The sequence below is a fragment of the Vibrio sp. 2134-1 genome (assembly GCF_033339495.1).
The window spans coordinates 1-542 of record NZ_JAWOUS010000854.1 but is presented as its reverse complement, the minus strand read 5'-3'; the positions used below and the strand labels follow the sequence as shown (position 1 = coordinate 542).

At 46.3% G+C, this 542-nt stretch carries 1 protein-coding gene; it reads right to left on the bottom strand.

Annotated elements, in window-relative coordinates:
• Window positions 1-195, bottom strand: a 195-nt coding sequence (locus tag R7R78_RS28915) for a hypothetical protein (protein WP_225474944.1), incomplete at its 3' end; no start/stop codon positions are given.
• Window positions 196-542: the final 347 nt, after the last annotated feature.

Genomic DNA, 542 nt, shown 5'->3' with positions numbered 1-542 from the left:
GAGCGTAATGAATGCTGTGACGTAGGCAAAAATGCTATTCAGCCCTAGCCCGAAATCCAGTGTAAATGCGATGCCGTTCACTGCTTCTGCAGGCATCATGTACCAATCAGCATGAACGGAAGATCCGAATAGGAGAAATGTGCAAAGTAAAGCGATCGTGCCGCCGAGCAAGCCGACCCATCTGCTGTTGTTCATGTTGTAATCTCAGGGGTTACCGAAGTAACGTAACAAAATATTTCAGAGCCGGCATTATACAACCGAGAGAGGGTATAGGTGGTAGAAATATTTGCCTCACAAACTAAGAGGCCATCTAAGTGGCCTCTTTTTAACCGATTTAACGGCATCCGTTATGATGCAAAGGTGTGAGGCTTGTAAGAAACCTAACCTTTGGCATTCGTTTCGGGTTGTGCTTCTGGTTGTAGCGTCCAATCACCACCAAGTGATTTGTAGAGCGCAATCGTAGCTTGTGCGGTTTGTAACTTTGCCGCGATTTGCTGATCTTGCATCATGCGTTGCTGACGTTGCGCATCCAAAACTGATAA